21 protein-coding genes are annotated in these 23,087 nt (G+C 72.6%); 7 read left to right on the top strand and 14 right to left on the bottom strand.

What is annotated here, in order from left to right; genetic code table 11:
- Positions 1–228 precede the first annotated feature (228 nt).
- From AB0B83_RS11800 to AB0B83_RS11775, 6 genes are all read right to left on the bottom strand, one after another.
- Positions 229–1,467, bottom strand: coding sequence for a Gfo/Idh/MocA family oxidoreductase (locus AB0B83_RS11800; protein ID WP_311411841.1), 1,239 nt, complete (start codon positions 1,465–1,467; stop codon positions 229–231).
- A 20-nt stretch (positions 1,468–1,487) separates the two neighbouring features.
- Positions 1,488–2,543 carry a substrate-binding domain-containing protein gene (locus AB0B83_RS11795; RefSeq protein ID WP_132236966.1) on the bottom strand — a complete coding sequence of 352 codons (1,056 nt, stop codon included), beginning with the start codon at positions 2,541–2,543 and terminating at the stop codon, positions 1,488–1,490.
- A 122-nt stretch (positions 2,544–2,665) separates the two neighbouring features.
- Positions 2,666–3,793 carry an ABC transporter permease gene (locus AB0B83_RS11790; RefSeq protein ID WP_357578135.1) on the bottom strand — a complete coding sequence of 376 codons (1,128 nt, stop codon included), beginning with the start codon at positions 3,791–3,793 and terminating at the stop codon, positions 2,666–2,668.
- Positions 3,790–5,349, bottom strand: coding sequence for a sugar ABC transporter ATP-binding protein (locus AB0B83_RS11785; protein WP_357578134.1), 1,560 nt, complete (start codon positions 5,347–5,349; stop codon positions 3,790–3,792). Before AB0B83_RS11785 ends, AB0B83_RS11790 begins: the two co-directional genes overlap by 4 nt.
- Positions 5,346–6,524 (bottom strand): ROK family protein, encoded by a 1,179-nt coding sequence (locus AB0B83_RS11780; protein ID WP_357578133.1) that lies wholly within the window; start codon positions 6,522–6,524, stop codon positions 5,346–5,348. The genes AB0B83_RS11785 and AB0B83_RS11780 overlap by 4 nt, the downstream gene beginning before the upstream one ends.
- A 244-nt stretch (positions 6,525–6,768) precedes the next feature.
- On the bottom strand, positions 6,769–7,884 hold the full coding sequence (locus AB0B83_RS11775; protein ID WP_357578132.1) for a YihY/virulence factor BrkB family protein: 1,116 nt from the start codon (positions 7,882–7,884) through the stop codon (positions 6,769–6,771).
- Between the two features lie 354 nt (positions 7,885–8,238).
- On the opposite strand from AB0B83_RS11775, the gene AB0B83_RS11770 reads away from it, so the two are divergent.
- From AB0B83_RS11770 to AB0B83_RS11750, 5 genes are all read left to right on the top strand, one after another.
- The gene (locus AB0B83_RS11770) at positions 8,239–8,616 is read left to right on the top strand and encodes an SCP2 sterol-binding domain-containing protein (RefSeq protein ID WP_357578131.1); all 378 of its coding nucleotides are present in this window, start codon (positions 8,239–8,241) and stop codon (positions 8,614–8,616) included.
- Complete coding sequence (locus AB0B83_RS11765; protein ID WP_357578130.1) at positions 8,616–10,673, top strand: glycogen debranching N-terminal domain-containing protein; 2,058 nt, start codon at positions 8,616–8,618, stop codon at positions 10,671–10,673. The genes AB0B83_RS11770 and AB0B83_RS11765 overlap by 1 nt, the downstream gene beginning before the upstream one ends.
- Before the next feature lie 163 nt (positions 10,674–10,836).
- Entirely contained in the window at positions 10,837–11,595 is a 759-nt protein-coding gene (locus tag AB0B83_RS11760) for a lysophospholipid acyltransferase family protein (protein WP_357578129.1), read from the top strand.
- A 125-nt stretch (positions 11,596–11,720) separates the two neighbouring features.
- The gene (locus AB0B83_RS11755) at positions 11,721–12,329 is read left to right on the top strand and encodes an isochorismatase family protein (RefSeq protein ID WP_357578128.1); all 609 of its coding nucleotides are present in this window, start codon (positions 11,721–11,723) and stop codon (positions 12,327–12,329) included.
- Positions 12,330–12,333: 4 nt separating this feature from the next.
- Positions 12,334–13,314 (top strand): DJ-1/PfpI family protein, encoded by a 981-nt coding sequence (locus tag AB0B83_RS11750; protein ID WP_357578127.1) that lies wholly within the window; start codon positions 12,334–12,336, stop codon positions 13,312–13,314.
- On the opposite strand, the gene AB0B83_RS11745 is transcribed toward AB0B83_RS11750, so the two are convergent.
- From AB0B83_RS11745 to AB0B83_RS11720, 6 genes are all read right to left on the bottom strand, one after another.
- Positions 13,196–13,921, bottom strand: a complete 726-nt coding sequence (locus AB0B83_RS11745) for a hypothetical protein (protein ID WP_357578126.1) — start codon at positions 13,919–13,921, stop codon at positions 13,196–13,198. The two genes, AB0B83_RS11750 and AB0B83_RS11745, sit on opposite strands and share 119 nt — an antisense overlap.
- A 74-nt stretch (positions 13,922–13,995) precedes the next feature.
- Positions 13,996–14,709, bottom strand: coding sequence for a response regulator transcription factor (locus tag AB0B83_RS11740; RefSeq protein WP_357578125.1), 714 nt, complete (start codon positions 14,707–14,709; stop codon positions 13,996–13,998).
- Positions 14,682–15,821, bottom strand: coding sequence for a hypothetical protein (locus tag AB0B83_RS11735; RefSeq protein WP_357578182.1), 1,140 nt, complete (start codon positions 15,819–15,821; stop codon positions 14,682–14,684). Before AB0B83_RS11735 ends, AB0B83_RS11740 begins: the two co-directional genes overlap by 28 nt.
- A 16-nt stretch (positions 15,822–15,837) precedes the next feature.
- Positions 15,838–17,016, bottom strand: coding sequence for an ATP-binding protein (locus tag AB0B83_RS11730; RefSeq protein WP_357578124.1), 1,179 nt, complete (start codon positions 17,014–17,016; stop codon positions 15,838–15,840).
- Positions 17,017–17,200: 184 nt separating this feature from the next.
- Positions 17,201–18,094, bottom strand: coding sequence for a septum formation family protein (locus tag AB0B83_RS11725; protein ID WP_357578123.1), 894 nt, complete (start codon positions 18,092–18,094; stop codon positions 17,201–17,203).
- Positions 18,095–18,212: 118 nt separating this feature from the next.
- Positions 18,213–18,770: a DinB family protein gene (locus AB0B83_RS11720; RefSeq protein ID WP_357578122.1), complete on the bottom strand. Its 558-nt coding sequence runs from the start codon at positions 18,768–18,770 to the stop codon at positions 18,213–18,215.
- Positions 18,771–18,867: 97 nt separating this feature from the next.
- Here AB0B83_RS11720 and AB0B83_RS11715 point away from each other — a divergent pair, with 97 nt between their 5' ends.
- Positions 18,868–19,485, top strand: a complete 618-nt coding sequence (locus AB0B83_RS11715) for a hypothetical protein (RefSeq protein ID WP_357578121.1) — start codon at positions 18,868–18,870, stop codon at positions 19,483–19,485.
- Between the two features lie 224 nt (positions 19,486–19,709).
- On the opposite strand, the gene AB0B83_RS11710 is transcribed toward AB0B83_RS11715, so the two are convergent.
- Complete coding sequence (locus AB0B83_RS11710) at positions 19,710–21,098, bottom strand: LPXTG cell wall anchor domain-containing protein (protein WP_357578120.1); 1,389 nt, start codon at positions 21,096–21,098, stop codon at positions 19,710–19,712.
- Positions 21,099–21,267: 169 nt separating this feature from the next.
- A complete protein-coding gene (locus tag AB0B83_RS11705) occupies positions 21,268–22,083 on the bottom strand; it encodes a superoxide dismutase (protein WP_357578119.1) in 816 nt (271 codons plus the stop codon).
- 556 nt (positions 22,084–22,639) lie between these two features.
- On the opposite strand from AB0B83_RS11705, the gene AB0B83_RS11700 reads away from it, so the two are divergent.
- Positions 22,640–22,879 carry a YrhB domain-containing protein gene (locus AB0B83_RS11700; protein WP_357578118.1) on the top strand — a complete coding sequence of 80 codons (240 nt, stop codon included), beginning with the start codon at positions 22,640–22,642 and terminating at the stop codon, positions 22,877–22,879.
- Positions 22,880–23,087: the final 208 nt, after the last annotated feature.

The following is a 23,087-nucleotide window of genomic DNA, read 5'->3' as shown; positions in this document are numbered from 1 at the left end:
GCGCGCGCCGACCGGACGTCGTGGGGTGACACGGCCCGGCAACGGTCGCCGGGTGGTGACGGTCCTCCGGTGCGGCCGGGGAATCCCGGTCCGGCCGCACCGGACGACCGTTCTGCTCGTGCGTCACCGGGCCACGCCGGCCCGGCCGCACGTCCTCCGGCTCCGACCTCGTCCCGGCCGCGGGGCGCAACCGCGGCCGGTCCCTCGCCGGTCGGCGCCGGAGTCGGCTCAGGCGGCGACCGTGGCCAGGGCCGGCTCCACCTCGGTCCACGAGGAGCCGAGCTCCGCCGACCGGGTCACCGCGTCCAGCACCAGCTGGACCTGCAACCCGTCGACGAAGGAGGGCGCCGGGTCGACGCCGGTGGCGACCGCCTCGACGAAGTCCCGCATCTGGTGGGTGAAGGAGTGCTCGTAGCCGATGAGGTGGCCGGGCGGCCACCACGCGGACATGTACGGGTGCTCCCCCTCGGTCACCAGGATGCGGCTGAAACCCTGCTCGGCGGCGGGTCGCGTCGCGTCGTAGAACTCCAGCTCGTTGAGGCGCTCCAGGTCGAAGGCCACCGTGCCCAGCGAGCCGTTGATCTCCACCCGGAGGGCGTTCTTGCGTCCTGTGGCGAAGCGGCTCGCCTCGTACGTGGCCAGCACGCCGCCGTCGAGGCGGGCCACGAAGACCGCCGCGTCGTCGACGGTGACCGCCCCGGTGGCCGGGCGGTGGCCGTCGGCACCGTTGCCGTCGGCCGTCGCCCCGTCCACCGTCGCCGCCAGCCCGCTCGACCCGGCCGGCAGCGGCCGCTCCTTGACGAACGTCTCGGTGACCGCGCTGACCCCGGTGATCCGCCGGCCGGTGACGTACTGGGTCAGGTCGATGATGTGCGCGCCGATGTCGCCGAGCGCGCCGGAGCCGGCCTTGTCCCGCTGCAACCGCCACACCAGGGGGAACTGCGGGTCCACGATCCAGTCCTGCAGGTACGTCGCCCGGACGTGCCGGATCACCCCGAGCCGCCCGTCGGCGACGAGCTGGCGCATCATCGCGACCGCCGGCACCCGCCGGTAGTTGAACCCGCACATCGACCGCACCCCGGCGGCCTGCGCGGTGACCGCCGCGGCGGCCATCGCCCGGGCCTCGGAGACCGTGTTGGCCAACGGCTTCTCGCACAGCACGTGCTTGCCGGCGGCCAGCGCGGCGAGGGCGATCTCGGCGTGGCTGTCCCCGGGCGTGCAGACGTCGACCACGTCGATGTCGTCCCGGGCGATCAGGTCGCGCCAGTCGGTCGTGTACGCGTCCCAGCCGAGCCGGTCGGCGGCGTCGGCCACCTTCCCGGCGTCCCGGCCGCAGATCAGCGACATCCGGGCCCGCGCCGGCAGGTCGAACACGCGGTTCACGGTGCGCCACGCCTGTGAGTGCGCGGCGCCCATGAACGCGTAGCCGACCATGCCGACCCGCAGTTCTCTGTCTGTCGTGGACAAGGTGGGTCTCCCCCCGTGTATCAGAACCCGAGCTTGAGGTAGCTGCCCGCGTTCTCCTTGGTGATCGTCTCGGAGGCGAGGATGATCTCCTTGGGCACCTGGAGTTCCACCAGGTCGGACATGCCCCTGCCCTGGCCGATCAGCCGGGCCAGGGAGATGGCCGAGGAGGCCATCGAGGGGCTGTAGGTCACCGTCGCCTTCAGCACCGTGTTGTCCGCCTGGATGTCCTCCATCGCCTTCTTCGAGCCGGCGCCGCCGACCATGAAGAACTCCTTGCGGCCGCTCTGGTTGACCGCCGCCAGCACGCCGATGCCCTGGTCGTCGTCGTGGTTCCAGAGCGCGTCGATCTTCGGCAGGGCCTGGAGCAGCTGCGCCGCCTCCTGCTGCCCCGAGTCGGCCGTGAACCGGGCCGCCCGGCGGTTGGCGACCTTGAAGCCGCTCGCCGTCAGGGTGTCGACGAAGCCCTTCGACCGCTCCTGGGTCAGCTCCAGCTCGTCCATGCCCGCGATCTCGCCGATCACCGGATTGCTGACGCCCTTGGCCTTGAACTGCTCGATCATGTAGGTGGCGGCGGCCACGCCCATGCCGTAGTTGTCGCCCTTGATCTGGAGCCGGTAGGCCCGCGCGTCGGGGAAGGCCCGGTCCAGGTTGACCACCGGAACGCCGGCCTTCATCGCCTCCAGTCCGAACGCGTTGAGCTCCTTGCCGTCGTGCGGCAGCAGCACGATCACGTCCGGCTTCTGCGAGATCAGCGTGGACAGCGCCGCCCGCTGGGCCGCCGCGTCCGCGCCGGCCTCGACCGACTTGAACTCCACGTCGGAGTACGCCCCGGCCTGCGCCTTGGCGTTGTTGGTGATGGCGGCGATCCAGCCGTGGTCGGCGGCCGGCGCGGAGAAGCCGATGACGACCCGCTTGCCGGGCTCGTTGTTGCCGCCCGGCGCGGCCGCCGCCTTGGTCTGCGCCTCGGTCGGCTTGGTCTCGTTGCTGGTGCAGCCGGCGAGCAGCACGCCGGCGCCGACGGCGGCCCCGCCGAAGAGCAGCCGGCGGCGCGACATGTCGCGACTGTGCTGGGTCATGACGACCTCCTGGGTTGACGGTGGTGGAGGAAATCTCGCGGTGCGGGACGGAAGAGCGCGTGCGGTGCCCGGCCACCGTCGCTCAGGTGGCCCGGATGCCGCGCGGTCGGTGCGGTGGGGGGTCAGGTGGTGGTGAGCCGGTTGCGGCTCAGGAACTGGGTGACGCTGCGGAACTGGACCTGCTGGACCAGGACGGCGGCGACGATGATGCCGCCCTTGACCATGTTCTGGGCCTCCGTGGAGAGGCCGTTGATGGCGAAGAGGTTGGTGATGGTGGCGAAGATGACCACCCCGAGCAGGGAGCCGATGATGGTGCCCCGCCCGCCGCTGAGCAGCGTGCCGCCGATGATCGCGGCGGCGATCGCGTCCAGCTCGTAGAGGTTCGCCATCGCCGCCTGCGCCGAGTTGGCCTGGGCGGTGAGCATGATGGCGGCGATCCCGCAGCAGAGCCCGGAGAGCGCGTAGAGCAGCACGGTGTGCCGCCGGACGTTGATGCCGGCGAGCCGGGCGGCCTCCGGGTTGCCGCCGACGGCGACCGTACGCCGGCCGAAGGTGGTGCGGTTGAGCAGCACCCAGCCGGCGGCCACCACGGCGGCGAGGATGTAGACCAGCAGCGGGATGCCCAGCAGGCTGTTGCTGGCGAGGCCGTTGATGAAGCCGTTGTCCGACACCTGGGTCTGCTTGTCGGAGATCTCGGCGGCCAGGCCCCGGGCCGCCACCAGCATGGCGAGGGTCGCGATGAACGGCACCAGCCGGCCGTACGAGATGAGCAGCCCGTTGACCAGGCCGACCGCCAGCCCGACGGTGAGCGCGCTGAAGATCATGCCGCCGGCGCCGTAGCTCTGGGTGGCCACCGTGGTGCACCAGACGCCGGCCAGCGCGACGATCGCGCCGACGGAGAGGTCGATGCCGCCGCCGATGATCACGAAGGTCATGCCGACGGTGACCACGCCGACCACGGCCGCCAGCTTGAGGATGCTCAGGACGTTGTCCCACACCCAGTCGGGGTTGGAGTACAGGTCGGAGCGGGTGAGGGCGCCGATCACGACGAGCACGGCCAGCACCCCGATCAGGCCGAGGTTGCGCTTGGCGCCCTCGCCACCCTCGCCCCGCCACCAGGAGATGCGGCCCGGTGCCGCCACCTTGTCGACGGCCGCCCCGGTCTGCGCCGGGTCCACCGGCGGCGACTGCGCCGGCAGTTGCGCCGCCCGCTCCGGCGCCGTGGTGGGGGTGGGCGTCGCGTCGCTCATGCCGGTGCGCCTTCCATCAGGGACCCCGCCATGACGAGGTCGAGCACGGTGTTCTCGTCGAGTTCGCGGGCCGGGGCCTCGTGGACGACCCGCCCCTCCCGCATCACCAGCACCCGGTCGGCCAGGCCGAGCACCTCGGGGACCTCGCTGGAGACCAGCAGCACCCCGACGCCGCGCGCGGCCAGCCCCCGGATCACCTGGTAGAGCTCCGCCCGGGCGCCGACGTCGACGCCCCGGGTCGGCTCGTCGAGCAGTAGCAGCCGGGTGTCGCCGAGCAGCCAGCGGCCGACCACCACCTTCTGCTGGTTGCCGCCGGAGAGGGTGCGCACCGGCCGGCGTACGTCGCGGGGGCGCAGCTCCAGGCTCTCGGCGATCCGGTCCGCCTCGGCCCGTTCCCGTCCGGCGTCGGTGAACCCGGCGCGGGCGTAGCGGGCGAAGGTCGCCAGGGTCACGTTGCGGTAGATCGGCTCGCCCAGCAGCAGTGCCTGGCTCTTGCGCTCCTCGGGGGCCATCCCCATGCCGGCCCGCACCGCCGCGCCGACGCTGCCGGGGCGCAGCGCCCGGCCGGCCATCCGCACCGAGCCGGCGTCGGCACGGCGCGCGCCGTAGATGGTCCCCAGCAGCTCGGAACGGCCCGAGCCGACCAGCCCGGCGATGCCGACGATCTCGCCGGCCCGCACGCCGAGCGAGACGTCGGCGAACTCGCCGGCCCGGGTCAGACCCTCGACCGTGAGCAGCTCCGCGCCGCCCGCCGCGCCGGCCGGGCGGTCCGGGAAGACGTACTCGATGGTGCGGCCGGTCATCCGGCTGACCAGGTCGCGGGTCGGGGTGTCGCGGGCCGACAGGTTCGCCGCGGTGGTCCGGCCGTCCTTGAGTACGGTGACCCGGTCGCCGATCTCGCGGATCTCCTCCAGCCGGTGCGAGATGTAGATGACGGCGATGCCCTGCGCGGTCAGCTCCCGGATGATCCGGAACAGGTTGCCCACCTCGTCGTGGGCCAGCACGGCGCTCGGCTCGTCCATGATGATCAGCCGGGCCTCGTGGGAGAGGGCGCGGGCCATGCTGACGATCTGCTTGCCGGCGGCGGGCAGCGCGCGCACCATCCGCCCGGGCGGAATCTCGGCGTGGCCGAGCCGGCCGAGGATCTGCCGGGTGTGCCGGGCCATGGCGCCCCGCCGGACGAAGCCGAGCCGGCGCGGCTCGTGGCCGAGGAAGGCGTTCTCCGCGACCGAGAGGTCCTCGACCAGGTCGAGTTCCTGGTAGATGGTGGCGATGCCGGCGCGCATGGCGGCCTGCGGGTTGGCGAAGGTGGTCGGCTCGCCCCGCCACTCGACGAGCCCCGAATCGGGCCGGTGCACCCCTGCGAGCACCTTGATCAGGGTGGACTTGCCGGCGCCGTTCTGCCCGAGCAGACAGTGCACCTCGCCGGCGCGCACCTCCAGCTGCACCCCGTCCAGGGCCCGTACGCCCGGGAAGGTCTTGACCACGTCGGTGAGGCGCAGCACCACCTCGCCCGCGACGGCGTCGGCGGGCGACTCGACCAGTTGCTCACTCATGATGCCTCCGCGAAGGCCACGTCGCTGGCCAGCACGGCGGCACCGGCGACGCCGGCGCGCGGGCCCAGCTCGGACAGGACGACGGGCAGGTTGCCGGTGGCCAGCGGCAGCGACCGGCGGTAGACGACGCTGCGGATCTCGGCGAGGAGGATGTGCCCGAGCTGGGCGAGCCCGCCGCCGATCACGATCATCGACGGATTGGTGAAGCTGACCAGCCCGGCCAGGACCCCACCCACCCGCCGACCCCCGTCGCGGATCAGCTGGATGCACGTCACGTCCCCCTCGACGGCACCCCCGGCGACGTCCAGCGCGGTCACCGCGCCGTGTGCGGTGAGGCGTTCGGCCAGCGCCGGCGACACCCCGCTGCGCGCGGCGGCGGTCGCGTCCTTGGCCAGCGCGGCCCCGCTGAACAGCGCCTCCAGGCAGCCGACGTTGCCGCAGGAGCACATCGGGCCCTGCGCGTCGACCTGGATGTGGCCGATGTCCCCGGCGCAGCCGTCGGTGCCCCGGTAGACCTCGCCGCTGAGGTAGATCCCGCACCCTATTCCGGTGCCGATCTTCACGAAGAGGAAGTCGTCCACGGAGTGGGCGACCCCGCCGTGCCGTTCCCCGATGGCCATGATGTTGACGTCGTTGTCGACCACCGCCGGGCAGCCGTGCTCGCGGGTGAGCAGTTCGCGCACCGGGAACCGGTCCCACCCGGGCATGATCGGCGGGGAGACCGGCACGCCGTCGCGGAAGCTGACCGGGCCGGGCACCCCGATGCCGACGGCGTCGAGCCGCTCATAGGCGCCGTCCACCCGGGCCTTGTGCAGCAGCTCGTTGACCCGCTGGAGGATCACCTTCGGGCCGGTGCGGATGTCGGCCGCCTCGGCGTACGCGGCGACCGGCTCCAGCCGGCCGTTGACCACCTCGACGTCGATGGAGCTGGCGCCGAGGTCGACGGCGGCGAAGCGCAGGCGCGGGCTCAGCTCGACCAGGGTGGAACGGCGACCGCCCCGGGAGGCGGCCAGCCCCGCCTCGGCGACGTAGCCGAGGGCGACGAGCCGTTCCAGCTCCGCCAGCAGCCGGGGACGGGGCATCTGCAACCGGTCGCCCAGCTCGGCCCGGGACACCGCGCCCTCGTCACGGAGCAGCCGCAGCAGCCGTACGTGCAGGGGGTCGACTGTCCGCACCGGACTCACCTCTTCGCGGGCTCGTTCACATCGACGTGATGCCGAGGTGTCGTGCCGACACAGTAGGAGTGTTCCGTGTCACGTGTCCAGAGCTTCGGCCGATTTGACGCGAACTTTTGTCCGATCGAGCAAAAGCATCGGGAGGATCAGGAAAAGCGCAGGGCCCGGAGCGGGCGGAAGCGCGCCGACGCCCCGCCACCGGTGCTGGGTGGCGGGCGTCGGCGGGTGCGGACGGGCGACGCGGTCAGCGGCGGTTGGCGGCGTTGCGCTTCTTCTTGAGCTTGCGGTCGTCGCGCAGCTCGACGTACGGCTCCTCGTCCGGGGAGTGGCCCGCCTCGATGGCGCGGCTGCGCTCCAGCTCGGCGTCGAACTCCGCGCCGAGGAGGATCGCGATGTTGCTCAGCCACAGCCAGATCAGGAAGACGATCACACCGGCGAGCGCCCCGTACGTCTTGTTGTACGAGCCGAAGTTGCTGACGTAGAGCGCGAACAGGCCCGAGATCACCAACCAGATGACCACCGCCAGCACGCCTCCGGGGCTGACCCAGCGGAAGCCGCCGTGCCGCGCGTTCGGCGACGCCCAGTAGAGGATCGCGAACATCAGGCTCACCAGGAGCAGCAGCACCGGCCACTTGGCGATGTTCCACACGGTCACCGCCGTGGAGCCCAGCCCGATCGCCTCCCCGACCTGCTCGGCCAGGCCGCCGGTGAAGACCACGATCACCGCGCTGGCCAGCAGCATCACGCCGATCACCGCGGTCACCCCGACGCGGATCGGCAGCGTCTTCCAGATCGGCCGCCCCTCCGGCACGTCGTAGATGGTGTTGGAGGCCCGCATGAACGCGGCGACGTAACCCGACGCCGACCAGAACGCGGCGAGCAGACCGAGGATCGCGGCGAAGCCGGCGAAGCCGCCGCTCTGCTGCGCCTGGTCGATCGCCCCCTCGACGATCTGCCGGATGCTGTCCTGCGGGACGACGTCGTTGACCGTCTCCTTGACGCCCTCCGTGGCCCGCGGGCCGAGCAGGCCGAGGATCGAGACCAGCACCAGCAGGCCGGGGAAGATCGAGAGCACCCCGTAGTACGTCAGCGCCGCCGCCCAGTCGGTCAGGCTGTCGTCCTGGAACTCCCGCACCGTGCGGCGCAGCGCGGCCTTCCAACCGGCGCCCGGCAGCTCGGTCGGGCTGTCGGGGCCCTCGTCGGGCCCGACCGGGCCGCGACCCGGGCGGTGCCGCTCGGCACGAACGGGGTCGGACCCCCGGTCGGCGCGGCCCGTCCGGCGGTCGCCCACCCGGCCGGCCGCCGCCCCGGAATCGTCGCGGTCGCGTCCGCTGCGGGTGGAGGACTCGTCGGAGGCCATCGCCCCTCCTCGTGGTCGGTGTCAGTCCCCCTCGACATGCCCAGGCAGCGGCCACCGTTAACCACCAGGGCCTGTTTCATAAGGGCGGTCGAGCCGAGGCGGAGTCCGGGCGGCGATCCGGCAAGGCGCGGTTTCGTCCGGATACCGGTGTTGTATCCGGACGAAACCGCAACGCCGCCGGTCGTCGTCCGGGCCCGCCGCAGGCCGGCCAGTTCTTATGAAACAGGCCCTAACCCGTCCCGCGGCAGGGCCACCCCGCCGGCCGGGCGACTCACCCGGTCCGGGCGAGGTTGGCCCCGCACCGGACGGGGACCCCGTGCAGGGACATTGCCCGACGGGGGAGGAGAAGACCCGATGGTGGACGCGACGACGAGGTTCTTCGAGGACCTCGACCGGCGGGGGTACGACCCCCTGCTGGCGAAGTCCTCCGGGACCCTGCGCCTGGACCTGCACGAGGGGGCGCACACGACGCACTGGCTGCTGCGGATCGACCGCGGGCGGCTCCAGGTGAGCCAGGAGGACCAGGAGGCCGACACGGTGGTCGGGACCAGCCCCGAGCTCTTCGAGGAGCTCGCCGCCGGTCGCGAGCACGGGGTGGCCGCGCTGCTGCGGGGGGACATGACGGTGAGCGGGGACCTGCGGCTGGTGGTGCAGATGGAGCGGCTCTTCCCCAGCCATCCGGACACCCGTGGACCACGCCGGCACTTCGAGGCCTGTCAGGAGGTGCGGTGATGGGGCAGAACACGATCCGGATCCTGGACGGCAGCACCTTCGTGGTGTCGGAGGACACCGGGGACATCGAGGCGACGCCGAGCGAGCCGACCGGGTTCTTCGCCCTGGACACCCGCTTCCTGTCGACGTGGGTGCTGACGGTCAACGGGGACCGGCTCACCCCCCTGTCGTACGACGACCTGCAGTACTACGAGGCCCGCTTCTTCCTGGTGCCGGGGATGGCGACGCACTACGTCGACGCGAAGCTGTCGATCGTCCGGGAGCGGGCGGTGGGGGGCAGCTTCCGGGAGACGATCACCATCCTCAACCACGACGAGAAGCCGATCGACCTGGAGATCAGGATGGAGGCGGCGTCCGACTTCGCCGACCTGTTCCAGGTCAAGGACGAGATCCTCAACAAGAAGGGCGAGATCTACACGGAGGTCGAGTCCGACCGGCTGCGCCTGGGCTACCGGCGGGGCAACTTCATCCGGGAAACGCTGATCTCCGCGTCCCCGGCTCCGCGCTACGACCGCAAGGGCTTCGCCTACTCGATCCACCTCCAGCCCAACGAGCAGTGGCAATCCGAGATCGACGTCAAGACCATGGCGGTCTCCCCGGGCGGGCGGGACCTGCGGATGGGGCTGCGGGCGCACACCACCGAGCGGCTCGCCCTCCAGCATGACCTCGAGGAGTGGATCGCCAGGGCCCCCAAGGTCAACAGTCAGCACGGCCGGGTCGCCTCGACGTACCGGCGCAGCCTGATCGACCTGGCCGCGTTGCGCTTCTCGCCGCTCTCCCTCGGCGGGGCGACGCTGCCGGCCGCCGGCCTGCCCTGGTTCATGACCATGTTCGGGCGGGACAGCATCCTGACCTGCCTGCAGACGCTGCCGTTCACGCCGGAGCTGTCGAAGACCACGCTACGGATCCTGGCCTCGCTCCAGGGCACCCGGTTCGACGACTTCCGGGACGAGGACCCGGGCCGGATCCTGCACGAGATGCGGTACGGCGAGACCGCCGCCTTCGAGGAACAGCCGCACTCGCCGTACTACGGGTCGGTGGACGCGACCCCGCTGTTCCTGGTGCTGCTCGACGAGTACGAGAAGTGGAGCGGGGACGTCGAGCTGGTCAGGGAGCTGGAGCGGGAGTGCCGGGCCGCGCTCGAGTGGATCGACGACTACGCCGACCTGGTCGGCAGCGGCTACATCTGGTACGAGCGGCGCAACACCGACACCGGCCTGGAGAACCAGTGCTGGAAGGACTCCTGGGACTCCATCTCCTACCGGGACGGCACGCTGCCGCCGTTCCCCCGGGCCACCTGCGAGGTGCAGGGGTACGCGTACGACGCGAAGCTGCGGGCCGCCCGCCTGGCGCGCGAGTTCTGGGGTGACCCGGACTTCGCCGACCGGTTGGAGCGGGAGGCGGCGGCGCTGAAGGAGCGGTTCAACCGGGACTTCTGGGTGGCGGACGGCGAGTACTACGCCCTCGCCCTGGACCCGGACGGCCGCCAGTGCGACGTGCTCAGCTCCAACATCGGTCACCTGCTCTGGAGCGGCATCGTCGACGACGACCGGGCCGAGAAGATCGCCGAGCACCTGGTCGGGCCCCGGCTCTTCACCGGCTGGGGGGTGCGGACGCTGGCCGAGGGCGAGGTCCGCTACAACCCGATCGGCTACCACAACGGCACGATCTGGCCGTTCGACAACTCCTTCATCGCCTGGGGCCTGCGCCGGTACGGCTTCGCCGAGGAGGCGGCGGTCATCGCCAACGGCATCCTCGACGCGGCCACCTACTTCGAGGGCCGGCTGCCGGAGGCGTTCGGGGGCTACCCCCGCGAGCTGACCAAGTTCCCGGTGGAGTACCCGACCGCGTGCAGCCCGCAGGCCTGGTCGACCGGCACGCCGCTGCTGCTGTTGCGGACGATGCTCGGCCTGGAGCCGCACGAGGGGCACCTCGCGGTGGAGCCCCGGCTGCCGATCGGGATGGGCCGGATCGAGGTGCTGGACATCCCGGGCCGGTGGGGCCGCGTCGACGCGTTCGCCCGGGGCCGCCTCGACCTGCACCGCCTCGGCGACTAGCGGAGGCCCGGCTCCCGCGGAGGCCGGCGGCGACCCCGTGGACCGGGTGCCGCCGCCCGGCCGCCGCGACCGTGGCGGGCCGGCGCGGGCGGGCGGGCACCGGGCGGCGTGGTGGACCCGGCGGGCCGGCATGGGGCTCAGGCTGGCAGGGTAAGTTCGCGCCATGCCGGAACTCGTGTACCCGCCCGTGATCGCCGCCGCCAAGACGATGTTCCGGGTTCTCGACCTGAAGATCACCATCGAGGGCGCCCACCACGTGCCGCGTACGGGCGGGGCGGTGCTGGCCAGCAACCACGTCAGCTACCTCGACTTCATCTTCTGCGGGCTGGGCGCGAACCCCGCGAAGCGGCTGGTGCGGTTCATGGCCAAGAAGTCCGTCTTCACGCACAAGGTGTCCGGCCCGCTGATGCGGGGCATGCGGCACATCCCGGTGGACCGTCGGGCGGGCGCCGGGTCGTACGCGACGGCGGTCAGCGCGTTGAAGCGCGGTGAGGTGGTCGGCGTCTTCCCGGAGGCGACGATCAGCCGGTCGTTCACGGTCAAGGCGCTCAAGAGCGGGACGACCCGGATGGCAACCGAGGCCGGTGTGCCGGTGCTGCCGGTGGCGCTCTGGGGCACCCAACGGCTCTGGACCAAGGGCCGGCCGCGCACCCTCACCCGCCGGCACATCCCGATCACCATCCTGGTCGGCGAGCCGATGTACCCGGCGGCCTACCCGGACGCCAACGCGATGACCGTCGACCTGAAGGAACGGCTGACGGCGCTTGTCGACCGGGCCCAGCGGGAGTACCCTGACGCCCCCGCCGGCCCCGACGACACCTGGTGGCTCCCGGTGCACCTGGGCGGCACCGCGCCCACCCTGGAGGAGGCCGCCGACCTGGAGGTCCGCCGCCGGGCCGCCGCGGTCGACCCCGACGCCTGAGCGGGGGCCCCGATCGACCCGACGCCCGAGGGAGGTCCCCCGGGCATCGGGGGCGGCCGGATCGTTCCGCAGCCGGGCGGGATGGTGCCTGCCGCGCCGGCGCGTCCCCGGCGAGGATTCAACCCATGAGCAGAGCAGCACTCGTCGTCATCGACGTGCAGGAGTCCTTCCGCCGCCGCCCCAGCTGGGCGTACGCCTCCAACCCCGACATCGTCGCCCGGGTCGACCGGCTCGTCGCCGCCGCCCGGCGACGCGGCGACCTGGTCGTCTGGGTCCTGCACGCCGAGCCGGGCACCGGCGGGGTCTTCGACCCGGCCAACGGGCACGTCCGCCTGATCGAGGGGCTCTCACCCGCCCCGGGGGAACCCACGCTGGTGAAGACGTCGCACAACGCCTTCACCACCACCAACCTCCAGCAGGTGCTGACGACCGCAGGCGTCCGCGAGATCACCGTCTGCGGCATCCGTACGGAGCAGTGCGTCGAGACCACCGCCCGGGTCGGCTGCGACCTCGGCTACGAGGTGACCTTCGTGACGGACGCGACGGTCACCTTCCCGACCCCGCACCGGGACCTGCCGACCACGGCCACGCCGGAGGAGATCCTCGCCGACCCGCGCACCCTGTCGAGCGAGGAGATGACCGCCCGCACCGAGTACGCCCTCGCCGGCCGCTTCGCCACCATCCGCAGCGTGGCCGAGCTGACCGGCGCGGCCCCGGCCGGCGCGCGGGCCTGAGCCGATGGCCCGGGTCGTCTTCCTGCTCGTCCCGCAGCTGCACCTGCTGGACCTCGCCGGCCCGGCCCAGGTCTTCTCCACCGCCGCCGACCTCGGGTACGACTACCGGCTGCACTACGTCGCCGACCGGGAGGTCGTGCCGACCGTGCAGGGCGTACCGCTGGTGGCCGGGCTCCGGTGGCCCGAGCTGACCCGCGACGACCTGGTGGTCGTACCCGGATGGCGGCTGCACGCGCACGGACCGCAGGGGCCGGTCGGGCCGGACGACCTGCGGCGGCTGGCCGACCACCACGCCGCCGGCGGCACCGTCGCCAGCGTCTGCGCCGGCGCGTACGCCCTCGGCCGGGCCGGCCTGCTCGACGGCCGCCGCTGCACCACCCACCACGACGTGCAGGACGAGCTGGCCCGCCGGTTCCCGTCGGCGCGGGTGGTCCGCGACGTGCTCTACGTGGTCGACGAGCGGGTGGTGACCTCCGCCGGCATCGCCAGCGGCATCGACGTGGCACTGCACCTGGTGGCCACCCGGCACGGGCCGGCGGTGGCGGCCCGGATCGCCCGCGCCCTGGTCCTGCACTCCCGGCGCAACGGCCACGAGCCGCAGGCCGGCGCCATGTTGCGGCACCGGTCCCACCTCTCCGACGCCGTGCACCGGGTGCAGGACCTGATCGACCGCCGGTTCGCCGAACCGCTGCCGCTGGCCGACCTCGCCGCCGCTGGCGGGGTGGCCGAGCGGACCCTGACCCGACTGTTCCGGCGGGCCACCGGGCTGACCCCGCTCGGCTACCAGCAGCTGCTGCGGGTGGAACGCGCCGAGCACCTCATCGGGCACGGCGCCACCGTGGAGGGGGCCGCCCGCACCGTCGGCTTCACCGATGCCCGGATGCTGCGCCGGCTGCGGGCCCGTGCCACCCGCGATCGAAGCGCCCCGGCCGGTAGTAGTCGTCCCGGGACTGGAACTCGACCGGCAGAGACCCGGGCAGGGTGATCCGGGTCTCGCCGGCGCCCGGCCCGCCCCCGGCCCGCACCGCCAGCACGTCCCGCTCGGGCGGCGACAGGTCCACCAGCTCGGGGTGGGCCAGCCGGAACCCGGCCACCGCCCGGCGCACCTGGCGGGTCAGCCCGGTGATCTCCCCGGCGGGGCCGGTGAGGCCGAGGGCCGGCTGCTGGATGGTACGCAGCGCGTCGCAGACCACCAGCAGGCGAGCCTGCTCCCCGGGCCTCGCCGCCAGCAGCTCCAGCCGGGACGGCCACTGCCAGCGGATCTGACCGCTGACCAGCCCCGGCAACCGGACGCCCCGGCGGTGCCGCGCACCGTCACCGACGCCGTCGACCAGGGCGAGCTGCGGCCCGCCGCCGGCGTACGCGATCCGCCGGTCGGTGACGGTCACCGCCACCGGCTCGGGCAGCGTCCACCGCCGCCGTGCCTCGGTCGGGCCGAGCAGATGCCCCGACGCGTGCAGCCGGTGCCGGGCGAGCACCCGCTCACCGGCCTCGACGACCAACTCGTGCCGCCGGTCCAGCGCCGGGGCCAGGTCGTCGTCCGCGTCGAAGCGGTGCGGGGCGATGAAGAAGGGGGACGCGTCATCGTGCATCGTCATGACCTCCGGTGCCGACGGCATCTCACCATGAGCGTCGCCGACCCCCGGGCCGGCTGTCATGACGCCCGTTAGGGGGTCGGCCGGTCGTAGGAAGCCTGTGACCGATAGATGCCGATCTCCTCCGGCCGGACTAGGCCGTCCTCGATCGCCCGGGCGAGCAGCGCCGCCTTGGTGGCGGCCGGCCGCCCCGCTCGGGTGTACTTGATCCGCGCCCGGTCGACGTACTGCTTGACGGTGTGCTCGCTGATCCGCATCCGACGCGCCACCGACGCCTTCGACATCGACTGGAACCACAGCAGCAGCGCCTCGCGTTCCTTGTCGGACAGGGCGGGCCGGTCCGGGCGGGGGTCACCCACGATCGCCCCGGCGAGCGCCGGCGGCACGTACGGGCGGTCGCTGGCGGCGGCCAGCACGGTGGCCACGCAGTGTTCCCGCCCCTCGTGCTTGGCCAGGAACGCGACCGCCCCGGCGTCCAGGGCGGCGAGGATCGTCTGCGGGTCGGTGTGCTCCGAGTAGACCACCACCCGCCGGCCGGCCGTGCTCAGCTCGGCGAGCTTGTCCAGGGCCATCCGCCCGTGCAGCCGCAGGTCGAGCAGGACCACGTCGGCGTCGGGGGCGGCCCGCAGCACGGCGTCCGGGTCGTCGCCGGTCGCCAGCACCGTCAGCCGGGGCTCGGCGGCCAGCCAGACGCGGACCCCCTCGATCACGACCGGGTGGTCGTCGACGATCGCCACGCCGACCGGCCGACCGGCGGTCACCCCCGCCACCGGGTCTGCGCCCATCTGATCTCCCCGTCCCGCTCGTAGAGGTACTCCACCCGCCCGTCGTCGCCCGGCGGTCCGGCGGTGTCGGGCCCGGCCCGGTCGGGCGTGACCAGGCTGACCACCACCTCGTCGGGCCCGGCGACCACGGTCAGCCGGGCCCAGCCCCGGGCGTCGGCCAGGAGCGCGGTGAGCGGATCGGCCAGCCGGCGGCGCACCTGCACCGGCAGCGGCGGCGGGTCGCCGATCGTCACCAGGTCGATCGGCAGCCCGTTGCGGTCCGCCAGGTCGGCGGCGGCCCGCAGCTCGTGCAACAGCGGGTCGGGCACGTCGTCGGACTCGGCGATGAGCCGGCGCAGCCGGGCGGCGGCCAGCACCGCCCGCCGCTGCACGTCCGGGTCGGCCGGGTCCGCCCGACCGTCGGCCAGCTCCGCGAGCACCTCCTCGGCGGCGCCGCTGACAAGCGTCAGGCGGGCGCGTCGCTCCTGCCGGGCCCGTTCGGCGGCGTCCCGCTCGGCCGCCGCCGCGTGGGCGTCCGCCGCCGCGCCGGCCCGCTGCCGGGCCAGCCTCGCGATCGCCGTGCCGCCCACGAAGACCGCCACCTGAAGGGTCGACGTGGCGTAGACGGACATGGCGTACCGGGCCAGGTCGGCGGGGGCTGTCGCGCCGTGGCCGAGCACCCCGGCCAGCGCGATCAGCGCGTGCACGCCCAGCGCCGCGATCAGCCCGTGGGTTCGCCGCCCCCACAGCACCATGACGAAGAACCAGCCGAGCGTGCCCCACACCCAGTTCGCGGCGGTGAAGAGGTGCCGCTCACCGGCCGCCGTGACAACCACCGCGTCGACCACCAGCAGGAGCACGGCCAGCGGCCAGGCCGGCAGGGCGGTGCCGCGCAGCAGCCGGAGACCGGCCAGCACCCCGACCGTCGCCACGAGCAGCCAGCCGGCGAGGACCACCGCCGGCGCGGCCAGCTCCGCCCACGCGCCCAGCACCGCGGGCAGCGCGATCGCCGTGTGCCAGGCCAGCGCGATGACCACCGTCACGATCCGGGCGCCGCCGTCGGAGGCGGCGGCCACCGCCGCCGCCGGGTCCACCGGGGACCGGCCCTCGTCGGGCGTACGCGCCGCCGGCACCGGGGCGGTCGTCGTCTCAGTCGACACCGGACCACTCCAACCGGATCCGGGTACCGGCACCGGGGCGCGAGTCGATCTGGGCGCGCCCGCCGACGGAGGACATCCGGCCACTCACCGACTCGCGTAGCCCGTACCGGTGCGCGGGAACGGCCGCCGGGTCGAAACCCGGACCGTCGTCGGCGAGCTCGACCACAACGGTGTCGGCGACCCGGCTCAGCCGCAGCGCGGCGGACGCGCCCGGCGCGTGCCGCAGCACGTTGGACAGCGCCGCGTACGTGCTCTCCGCGAGTGCCTCCGCGACCGGGGTGGGCACGACGCACGGCGCCAGTTCGGTGGTGACCGGCAGCTCGGGCAGCCGGGCGCGCACCGCCCGCAGCCGCCCGTCCAGCGGCACCGCCCCCTCCTCGGGCGCGGACCGCGCGTCGGCCAGCGCGGTGAGGGTACGCAGGTCGGCGGCGCACCGCTCGCGCAGCGCGGCGGACGGGCCGGCGACCGCGCCCAGCCCGACCATGGTCAGCGTGGCCAGCACCGTGTCGTGCAGGTCCCGGTTCTGCCGCCGCTCCGCGTCCCGCGCGGTCCGGGCGACCAGCGACTCCCGGGTGAGCCGCTGGTGCGCCACGAAGGCGTCGTCGGCCCGACCGATCCGCCGCCGCATGATGGCGGTGATCACCGCGCCGCAGGCCGTCTGCACCAGCAGCGTCACCGCGTGCGCGACGGCCTCGTCGGGCTGGCCGGCGGCGTGCGCGCCCGCCGCGTACGCCGCCGTCACCAGCAGCCCCGCCGGAACCGACCAGCCGATGGGAGCGTTGGCCTGCGCGTTGAGGACAGTGGTGCTGGCCAGCACCGCGATCCAGCTCACCTCGCCGGGGAGCACCTCCGGGGCGACCAGCACCGGCATCGCCAGGCAGGCGGCGGCGGTCAGCGCCACGTCGCCGAGCACCATCGGGCGGCCGATGCCGTGGCGCAGCGCGCGGAACGCGTACCAGACCGACCAGGCGGTCAGCGCCGCGACGGCCGGAAACAGCAGCGCCGGCTCGACGGGCGCAGTGCGCACCGACAGGGCGACCACCGCGCCGGCCAGGCCGCAGGCCAGCCGCAGCAACGCCGGCAGGCGGGTGAAGATGAGGGTGAACGCGCCACCGGCCGGGTTGTCCAGCGCGGTCGGCGACGTGGTCGGGGCGGCAACGGCCGGCATCGGAAAAGAGGGTCCTTCTGCGACAACGACCCGATCCGGGCCAAAACGGGGGATCGACGCCGGAGAATAGCATGAGCACCGGCCCGCGATCACCCTCGGTGCGTGCCGTGTCGCCGTTCGGTCAGCTCTTCCCGGCGCCGTCGGCAGGCCGCTGACCTGCCCACCCGCCCCTGCGGGCGCCCGGTCAGTTGATCGGGAGGACCTTCGTCCCGCCGCCGGCGATCGACCGGGTCAGCTTCTTCCCGCTGGACCAGTACCAGCAGCGCACCCCCCGGTCGCCGCGCGCCCACGCCTCCTCGGACGGGAACCGGTACGTGCTGCCCGTGCGGTAACGGAGCATCCCGTCGACCGGCACCTTCGCGTAGCGGGCGATCACCGGCCGGCACTTCGCGTGCACGGCGTCCTCGTCCTTCGTCGCGTCCTCGTACGACACGTCGGGCGCGGTCCAGACGCCCACGTACTCGAAGCGGTGGACCTTCGTGCACGGCACCGCCAGCAGGTTCGACCACTCGTCCTCCTCGGCGCAGCCGTACCGCAGCGAGGTGGCCGCCTTCAGCGCACCCCGCAGGCTGCCCGCCCGGTTGACGGCCGAGTCGTTGTCGCCGTTGGCGCCGCTCACCGCGTCGAGCTCGAACAGGTCGCACCGGTACCACCGGCTGCCGCCCGTCCAGCCGGCCGGCGACGTGGGCGCCACCTGCACCGACAGCCGGGCGTCGCGCCACTCGCCGCCGACGAACTCCTTGGCCTTGGCGTCGCACTCGGCGAACGCGGACCGCATCGCCGCCGATCCGACGCGGGGCGGGATCGTGCGGGCCGCCAGGTCGCCGGTGAACGTGCCGATGTGGAACGTCTCGACGAGGTGCGCCTTCGCGCAGTCGACCGGCTGGTGGCTGGTCAGGTAGGCGGTCGGCTCGGCGACGACGTGGCACTCGCCGGCCTGCGGCGCGAACTGGCGGGCCTCGGCCACGGGCCGCCAGTCGTCGGTCAGGTCCCCGTCCGTGCCGGCCGGCGTGCCGCACCCGCTCATCGCCGCCGCGACCAGCGCAGCCGAAGCCGTGACGCCCAGCCATCGTCGCATGTGGTCCTCCCCGCGCCCCGTGACAACCGGCGCAGCATATGGCACCCGGCGCGGAACCGGGTGCCCGCGGGCGCCGGCCTGCCCGTGCCATGGTCGGTCTTCCCGACGACCGCCGAGGTCAGCCGAGCCGTAGGTGCAGGTCGCGCAGCAGCGCCACCTCGGCGAGGTGGTGGATGGCCTCCCGGTTGATGTGCAGCACGAGCGTCGCCAGCGACCGGTCCGCGTAGGGCCCCTCCGCCGGGCCGCACGGCCGGGCCAGGCCGTCGTGGCCCAGGCCGCGCACCCCGGCGACCCATCTGTCGTACGCCTCGTCGAGCTGCGCCAGCGCCGCGTCGGCGGTGCCGGCGTACGCGAAGGAGCCGTAGTCCACCGGGGGACCGCCGAAGTGGGCGGCGACGCGGGCGCCGAACACGCCCACGACGAGGTGCCCGAGCCGCCACGCGATCGTGGTGACGGGCGCGGGCTCGGGCTGCGGCATCGCGAACTCGATCAGGTGGTCGCCCTGCCCGACCGCCATCGGGGCGGTGCTGCGCCCGCGCGGCCGGACGCCCCAGACATCCGGGACGGGCTCCCAGTGGTATTCGGCGTCGGTCAACCCGTCGAGGCGCGGCCGGGCCTGCAGCCGCCAGTGCCAGTCGAGCTGTTCGAGCAGCTCACCGTTCCAGTCGACGTCCATGGCCCGACGCTACGCCGCACCACTGACGCGCCGCCGACTTTGGACGGTGGTGCTACCTTCGCGCCGTCGCCGTTCTCACCGCCGTCGGGAGCCCACCGTGACGAAAAGGTACGTCGGTCTACTCGCCCTCGTCGCCGTGACGGCGTGCCTCGCCGTGGTCGGCACCCTCGGCGGCTGGTTCCTGGCAGGTCGGGGCGACTCCGGGCGGGCCGACCCGACGCCATCCGCGCGGGACGCGGCCACCACCGGCGCCGTCGGCGGCCCGTCGACGGGCTCCCCGGCTGCCGGCGCGTCGTCGGGCTCCCCGGGCGCCGGTGCGTCGCCGACGAAGGAGCAGCCCGCGGGTCGGACGTACCAGCTCGACCGGTCGGTCTACAGCCAGGCGGGCCTGACGGTCACGCTGGTCAGCGCTGAGGTCACCGGTGGCAAGCTGCGGCTGAACCTGACGTACCGCAACGGCTCGCCGGTGCCATGGCCGGTGAGCTGCCCGACCGCCGAGGTCGACCGGACCTCCTCCGAGATCGTCCTGTCGGACGGCCGGACGGTGCGTCCCGAGTCCACCTGGTGCACCACCACGCGGCCCGACGAGTCCTTCAGCATCGCGTCGGGGGAGCGGGTGGAGAGCTGGGCCGTGTTCCCGGTGGTGCCGGAGACCGGTTCGTCCTTCGAGCTGACCTGGTACGACTTCCCGACCCTCGACGTCCGGCTCCGCTGACCGTCCCGTGGGCGCCCGTGGGCACGGGGCCGCGGTGCATGATCGACGGCCGGGAGTGCGGGACGGCAGCCGGGCGCCCGGCGGGCTGCAGAAACCAGGCACGGCCGGCACGGGCACTGTGAGTTCAGTGTCCGTGCCGGCCGGCAGGTGACGCATCCGGTCACCCTGTCCGCCGACGGTGGCTCACCAGGCCGAATGCGCTGCCTGGATTGCCGCCGTACGGGTCAGGCCTGGGTCTCCCTGCGGCGCAGCCGGCTGGCGCCGACCATGAGAGCGCCCGCGGCCAGCAGGCCGCCACCCAGCGAGAGGGCCTGGGTGGAGCTGACGCCGGTGACCGGCAGGTGGGGCTTGCCGTCCTTGTCCTTGTCCCAGCCGTCCTTGTCCTTGTCCCAGCCGTCCTTGTCCTTGTCGTGCTTGCGGGGGTCGTACTTGCCGTGCCGGATGCAGACGGTGACGGTGACCGGGTCGGAGGTCACGGTCGCGCTGCCGTACTTGCCGGTCGCCCGGGCGGTGTTGACCACCTTGCCCTTCTTGACGTCAGCCGCGGTCACCACGTGCGGGTTGACGGCGTGGCAGTCGGTGCTCGTACCCGGTGCCAGGGTGGTGTTGTTGCAGATCACCGGTCCGGCGGTCGGGTCGTTGACCGCGACGTTGGTGATGGTGACGGTGCCGGTGTTGGCCACCCGGTAGGTGTAGAAGATCTTGTCGCCCTTGGCCGCGAAGCCGTCCTTCTCACACTTGTCGCGGCAGTCCGACTCGACCCGGGCCTTCTTGTCGATCGACAGGCTGGCCTGAGCCTCCTGGGTCGTGACGGTGAACGTGGCGTTGTTCGACGGCACCAACTGCCGGCCGAAGAACCCGGTCGCCTGGGCGATGTTGACGATCTTGCCGTTGGCCACGTCGGCCTTGGTGACGGTGTACGTGCCGGTGCAGGTGGTGCTCGCCCCCGGCGCGAGCGAGGTGGCCTGGCAGGTGATGCCGGTGACCGTGTTGTCGGTGACGGTGATGCCGGTGATCGGGTCGACCGTGCCGGTGCTCTGGTTCGTCACCGTGTACGTGTAGGTGACCTTGTCACCGGCCTGGAGACCGCTGGTCGGCGTGCCGGTCTTGGTCAGGGTCAGCTTCGGGTTCACCTCGGGGTTCGAGGCGGCGCAGGTGTGGGTGAGCACGAAGAAGTCGGCGGTGCCGGAGATGACCGCCGAGGCGCCGGTGAGCGTCCATCCGGCCGGGAGCCTGATCCAGGCCTTGCTGGTGCCCATGTCGTTGACGATGGCGCTGTTGGGGGTGGGGGCGGTCGGGATCGTCCGGATTTCGGTGCCGCCGGGCGTGCTGAACGTCGCCGTGACCGACAGGAAATTGCCGGTGGTCTGCTGGTTGCCCGGCAGGTTGAACACCCAGACGTCCTCGTTGGCGAAGGGCCCGCCGCCAAGGTTCGGATCGCAGTTCTGGGTGGCCTGGGTCGCCGTCCTCGGCACGTTGCCTGGATTGATGTTGATGGTCTCCGCCGCCAGGGCCGGCGAGCCGCCCAGCAGCAGGGCGCCGGCCAACAACGCGAAGGCGGCCAGCCGGGCGCCGAGCCGGGCGGGTCCGTTCGTGATAGAGGTTCTGCTCATGTAAATCCCCCGTGCGGTGATCGTTGACAACGGAGGCAACGAGGGGTAGAGACATCCGTCACGTCGGACCAAAAAGAATCCCCCGCTAGGGGTACTGCCACGCCAACCCTGAATGCTCACCTCTTATCCGGCCGGGGATACCCCCGGCCGGATGGTGCAAGATGAGTGATCAGTCGCGTACCCGCACGACGCAGTAGGTAGTGTCGGGAGTCGCCGGGACGGACAACCGCGCGTTGACCGCGTACAGGCTCGAGCCGAAGGAAACCACAGCCGACGGCTCGTCGAGGTCGCGGTCACTGATCACGTCGACCGGCGTGGCCCGCGTCAGCCGCTCGTTGAGGCGGAACTTGGCGATCACGTTGTTCCGGTTGCGCACCACATACAGCGTGCGCCCCTCGAGCAGGAGACCGTCGCCGTTGGACACCGACACACCGCACGTGCTGATCTGGGCGGCCATGCCCGCGCGGGGGTCGAAGCAGTAGAGCCGGCCCGTCCTGGCCTGCACGACAATGAGCTTGCCCGCCCAGGCGGCGACGATGCCGGTGTTGCAGGCGGTGGGGTCACCGAGCCCACCCGGCAACGGCAGCGCGCGTACTCCCGATCGTCCGGGCAGCGAGCCGTTGCGGCCGAACTCGACGCAGTAGATCTTCGCCTTCTCCGAGTCGGTGAAGAACACGGCCTTCTTCGTGGCGGTCACGCCGTCGATGAACCCGCCGCCGAAGTCGTACGTCGCCAGGCATTCGCCGGTCGACTCGCGGTAGACGGCCGCGCCGCCCATGTTGCCGCAGGCCGCCCAGATCCGGCCCCGTTCGACGTCCAGACCCGTGGCCTGGGCGCCGGACACGGGCGGCACGAGGAGCTTCCCCTTGCCGGTGCGCAGGTCGGCACACCAGATGCATCCGTCGGCCATGGAGCTGACGTAGATCTTCGTGCCGGTTCCGCGGGTGATCCCCTCCGGGCAGAACCCGTTCGGCAGGCTGATCACTGAGGGATACCGGCCGTGCCCGTGGTGGGCCGAGGCCGGAGCCCCGGCGATGGCGGCCCCGATGGGCGCCGCGACGGCTGCGGCCAAGAGCGTTCGTCTGTGCACTGTCGTGCCCCTTCCGATAGGCGAACACCTATATGGGACCTGTGGATCAAGCGCCGGGGCCACTCCGCCGTTGCTCGACAGGCGACCCGACGGAGCCCGCGTGCCAAAGCCGCCGGTTGCCGCCGCCGGAGGAGCCAGCGAGCCAAGGATCCGAAGAGGCCGGCCCGAGCGGGTGATTACGTCGCTGTCCCAGCCCTGGGTTCGCTGAACGCTCCTGCGACGATGAGGTATGTCAACAAGCCACTGGCGAGTCATCGTCGGTGCAGCCCTAGGACTGCCGGTAGCCGCCTTGATCTACTCGGTCATCACGCGGAAGTCCTACTGGGAAGGCTTGGTTTGGTTGCTGCCGCTGGCTGCGGTCGGTGCCCTAACGGCGGTAGCGGCAAACCGAAGAAGCGAGCGCAAGTAGTGATGCCATTAGATGGCACGGCAACTGAGGGACGGTAAGACGATGATCTCACTGGAAGCTGCCCGACAGGCCGCCGAACAGTTTCTGGATGCCGAGGTAAGAGGACGTTTCAGCTATCCGGTCGTCATCGTGGACTACGCCATCAAGGACATCGCCGACGCGTACGTCTTCCCCTACAACGGGAAGGCCTACGTCGAAGCTGATGACTGGCACCAGGCGATGGCCGGCAACCTTCCCGTCATGGTGGACAAGCGAACGGGCGAAGCGCGCTTCTCTGCCTGAGATCTGGCAGTGAAGGACAGGGCTGATCTAGGGATGCGGTGATGGCGTAGCTACTCGCCTACAAGAGCGGATCTCCCCGTCCGGGAAGCTGGTAGCCCTTGTGGTGCCCGGCGAGGTGATCTGCGGCGGCATCTTGAGGAGGGCCGGGGTTCGGGGCGGAGCCCCGAGGTCTTCTGATCGTGTCGTCCCTTCGCGTGGCCGGCCGGCC

This window comes from Micromonospora sp. NPDC049060 (assembly GCF_040649055.1).
GTDB classification, from domain to species: domain Bacteria; phylum Actinomycetota; class Actinomycetes; order Mycobacteriales; family Micromonosporaceae; genus Micromonospora; species Micromonospora reichwaldensis.
Note: the sequence above shows the minus strand (reverse complement) of the source record. Positions and strands in the feature narration are given on the sequence as shown.